Annotated in this window: 4 protein-coding genes and 1 tRNA gene; 2 read left to right on the top strand and 3 right to left on the bottom strand. The window is 70.7% G+C overall.

The window, feature by feature from the left end; translation table 11 throughout:
• Window positions 1-144 precede the first annotated feature (144 nt).
• Window positions 145-216 (top strand) — tRNA-Gln (locus IY392_RS13455).
• Between the two features lie 57 nt (window positions 217-273).
• Here IY392_RS13455 and IY392_RS13450 read toward each other — a convergent pair.
• On the bottom strand, window positions 274-918 hold the full coding sequence (locus tag IY392_RS13450; RefSeq protein WP_309234185.1) for a TetR/AcrR family transcriptional regulator: 645 nt from the start codon (window positions 916-918) through the stop codon (window positions 274-276).
• 108 nt (window positions 919-1,026) lie between these two features.
• Here IY392_RS13450 and IY392_RS13445 point away from each other — a divergent pair, with 108 nt between their 5' ends.
• Entirely contained in the window at window positions 1,027-2,307 is a 1,281-nt protein-coding gene (locus tag IY392_RS13445; protein ID WP_194861483.1) for an oxygenase MpaB family protein, read from the top strand.
• Here the strand turns inward: IY392_RS13445 and IY392_RS13440 are convergent.
• A complete protein-coding gene (locus tag IY392_RS13440) occupies window positions 2,304-2,462 on the bottom strand; it encodes a hypothetical protein (RefSeq protein WP_156607217.1) in 159 nt (52 codons plus the stop codon). The genes IY392_RS13445 and IY392_RS13440 overlap by 4 nt on opposite strands.
• Window positions 2,459-4,084 (bottom strand): thiamine pyrophosphate-dependent enzyme (locus IY392_RS13435; RefSeq protein ID WP_194861482.1); only part of this gene is annotated, 1,626 nt, incomplete at its 5' end. The genes IY392_RS13435 and IY392_RS13440, both read right to left, overlap by 4 nt.

The following is a 4,084-nucleotide window of genomic DNA, read 5'->3' as shown; positions in this document are numbered from 1 at the left end:
CCCAAGCCTAGTCGGCCGAGCGGGCCCTCCCCGGCGGCCGCCCCCGCCCCGGCGGGACCGGACCGGAACGCACCGGTGCGACCAGGTCTGCGGCAGCGGGCCGCGTGAGGTGTGCCAGACTGTTACCGACCCGGTCAGGGTCGTTCCCCCGTGGTGTAATCGGCAACACTTCTGATTTTGGTTCAGACATTCCAGGTTCGAGTCCTGGCGGGGGAGCCGAGTCAGCGGCCCGGCCCGGGCCACGAGGCAGCGTGGAGTCCCGGGCGCGGAGTCCTACCCGGCCGAAGTTCTCGGCCAGCTGTTCGACGTCCTCTGATCGACCAGGCTCGTCAGCGTCGTGGCCAGGAGACCGGTGATCTCCTGCGGGCCCACCTCCAGCACGCCGTCGAGCCATCCACGGACCAGCTCGGACGCCCCCGCCATCACCACGACGGCGATGACGTCAGCCGACGCCTTGTCGAGCGGCTCGCCGAGCTCGGTGGACTGCTCGACCAGCGCGTCCGCCGCCCGATGGACGAATCGCCGACGGGACTCGACCACAGCAGGCGTGTCGGACAGGAGAAACCGTCCCCGACGGACGTCGTTCGCGATCGACTCGACGATGGCCCCCACGGCGGCATGCGCGCGAGCGTAGACGTCGTGCGGGGCTGACACGAGCGCCACCGTCGCCCGCGTCACGAGGTCGGCCGCGATGGTGTCGTAGACGGAGATGATCAGGTCGTCGGTGTCGCGGAAGTGGTCGTAGAAGAAGCGAGGTCCCACTCCGGCCGTCGCCGAGATTCGGCGGACCGTCGCGGCAGAGGGCCCCTCGGTGGCGATCACATCGATGATCGCCTCCTCGAACCGCCGGCGCCGCTGCACCCGGCGCTCCTCGGGTTCCATACCCGCGTACGTGCGCGGGCCCTCACGTGGTGACACGGGTCAAGGATGGCACAGGGCCGGGGAATCGCCCAATTCCGGAATCAGGTGTTTACTAATTGGGTGTGTTCGTGCCATGGTGGTCCGACCACACCCAGGAGGAGATCGATGACGCACGCCCCGTCGACACCACGAACGATTCCGACGCCTCGTCTCCACGACAGGGACGCTCGGGTCGAGACACCCTCGATCCTCCAGCGGGGTGTCCTCCGCGGGATCATGTCGTTGATGGCCGGGGACTCGGTCCGGCCGACCGAGGCCCAGGTGCAGGCGTTCACCAAGCTCATGCACACCTGCGACCCCGTGGCCGACGAGGTGGTTGCCGCCATCCACGGCGGGGGCGGCGCGACACTGCGAGGCCAGGTCGAACAGGCCCTCGAGGAGGGCATCGAGACAGTGACGGATCCGCACCCGGCGGTCGCGGCGTTCATCGCGAGCATCGACGACGTGCCCTACTGGGTGGACTACGACAAGCTGGACCTGGCGGCACAGGCGATCGCGCGCACGCCGACGCACACGCTGACCGCGCTCACCGCCGGGATCGCGTTCCCCGCCAGCTACGTCTCACCCCGCGTGAACGACGTGCTGCTGCGCGGAGGGGAACTGGCCGACCGGACCGCGGCACGGATCACCGAAACCGTCTCGTGGTCGATCGACTGCGCCGCGCCGGGAGGGATGGAGCGGTTCGGCGAGGGGACCAAGAACACCGCCCGGGTCCGCCTGGTCCATGCCTACATCCGCGCCGGTATCGAGCACGGCGGGGACTGGAACCCCGACACCCACGGTAAGCCGGTCAACCAACTGCACTACTGCGTGACGATGGTTCCGATCATCGGTGTGGCGCTGGGGGCGATGGCCGCCGGGCACTGGTACTCCCGACGCGAACGTGACGCGATCATCCATCTGTACCGCTACATCTCGCACTCGATGGGCGTGGTTCCCGAACTGCAGGTGACGTCCATCGACGATCTCCTGCGCCTGACGTGGCTGGCGGCCTGGGCGGAGGTCGATCCGGACGAGTCGTCCACGTCGCTCACCGAGTCGACCCTCGCGGCCGCTCCCCTGCTCTACGGTCGCCGGGTCCGGGACTCACGCATTCCCGGCCTGGACGGACTGCTCTCCCGGGTCCACTCCGACCTGGCGCGCCTGTCACTGGGATCGGAGTACGCGGACGCCGTCGGCATCCCCCGCCTGAGCCCGGCGGTCGCTCTCCTGCCGCTCATCGCCGCCCGCAACCTTGTCGCCGATCGGGCACAGGTGGCCCTGCCCGGTGGACCCGTGCGAGCCGCTCGGCGCGGCCATCGGCGACGCGTGCGCGCGATCGAGGACGTCAAGCGCCGTGTCGAGGCGCGCCGTCACGACCGCACCCCGTCGCCCGCACCGGCCTAGCCTCCACCGGACATGACGAGCGCCAGGACGAGCACCAGGATCGCCGCGATCGCCAGGACGGCGAGCAGGGGCTGACGGCGGTTGCGGGGGGTGCGGACCTCCTCCTCGCCCTGACGGGTGACGGACTGGGGGTCGGGCTCGTTGATCCCGGTCATGTGAACCTCTCCTCTTCGATTCGGGCGTACTCCTCCAGCAGTACCAACCCGTGGTGTCCGTCGTCCCCCTCTGCCCGGAGTCCCTCGCGCATCGAACCCAGCATCTCCCGGCCGTGGGGGAAGGGGGGCAGCAGCGGCACATCCGGATCGGTGACCGCCTCGATCACCGTGGGCCGGTCCGCGGTGAAGGCCTCCTCGAGCGCCGCGTCGAGTTGCCGGCCGTCCTCGACGCGGACGCCCCGCAGACCCAGGAGCCTGGCGTAGCCGGCCATGTCGAACGCCGGGACGTCCTGCGACGGCGCGAACCGCGGGGCCGACTCGGTCTCCCGCTGCTCCCAGCTCACCTCGGCCAGGTCGCCGTTGCACAGCACCACCACGACCATCGTGGGGTCGGCCCATCCGGGCCACGCCTCGGAGACGGTGATCAACTCGTTGATCCCCAGCATCTGCACGGCCCCGTCACCCGCCAGCACCACGACCGGCCGGGCCGGGGCCGTGGCCTTGGCGGCGATCGCATACGGGATGCCGCACCCCATCGACGCCAGCGTGGACGACAGGTGGGCCGGTACCGACGTGGGCAGGTCCATCTGCCGGACGTAGTGGTACACCGAACTGCCCACGTCCACGGCGAGCCGGGAATCGTGCGGCATGTGACGGCACAGCCGACGGGCCACCAGCTCCGGGTTGAGGCCACGGGCCGGGACCTCGGCGCGCTCGCGGGAGATCTCCCGCCACTGCCCGACCCACGTCTCCACCTCTTTGCGCCACGTCGACCGATCGCGCTCGCCCACGCGCTCGGTCAGGGCACGCAACGCCGCCGCCGAGTCCCCGACCATCCCCACCTCGACCGGGTAGCGGTTGGCCAGGTGCGCGGGGTCGAGGTCGATCTGCACGGCCCGCGCCTGCCCGGGCCGCGGGTAGAACTCGGTCCAGGGGTCGTTCGATCCGACTATCAGGAGGGTGTCGCAGTTCTGCAGGATGCGGGCGCTCGCCGTGGTCCCCAGGTGGCCCATCGTCCCGCCCACCAGTGGGTGTGACTCGTCGACGTACGGCTTGCCCAGCAGGCTCATCGTCACGCCGGCGTCCAGGCGTTCGGCCAGGGCCATCAGCTCCTGCTGCGCCCCCGCCATGCCGCGCCCGGCCAGGATCGCCACGCGCTCCCCCGCGTCCAGCACCTCGACCGCCCGCGCGACGTCGTCCTCACGCGGGCTGACCACCCCGTGCGTCCACTCGGGCGCGGTCACCACCACGCCGTGTTCTTGGACCCCCTCCTCCTGGCCCTGCTCGCCGGCCAGCTGCGGCGCCGGCGCGGTCTGCACGTCGTGGGGGATGACGACGACGACCGGGGTCCGGTGCGTCAGAGCGGACCGGAAGGCGCGGTCGATCACCATGGGCAGTTGCTCGGCCGACACGACGGTCTGCATGAAGGGGCCGGCCACGTCGGCGAACACACTGCTCAGGTCGATCTCCTGCTGGTAGTCCGAGCCGAGCGCGCTCGTGTGCTGTTGCGCCACCAACGCCACCACCGGGACGCTGTCGAGCTTGGCGTCGTACAGGCCGTTGATCAGGTGTGCGGCGCCCGGGCCCTGGGTGGAGGTGACCACCCCCACCCCGCCCGAGTA

It is taken from the genome of Dietzia sp. SYD-A1 (assembly GCF_015356725.1).
Taxonomy (GTDB): Bacteria; Actinomycetota; Actinomycetes; order Mycobacteriales; family Mycobacteriaceae; genus Dietzia.
Note: the sequence above shows the minus strand (reverse complement) of the source record. Positions and strands in the feature narration are given on the sequence as shown.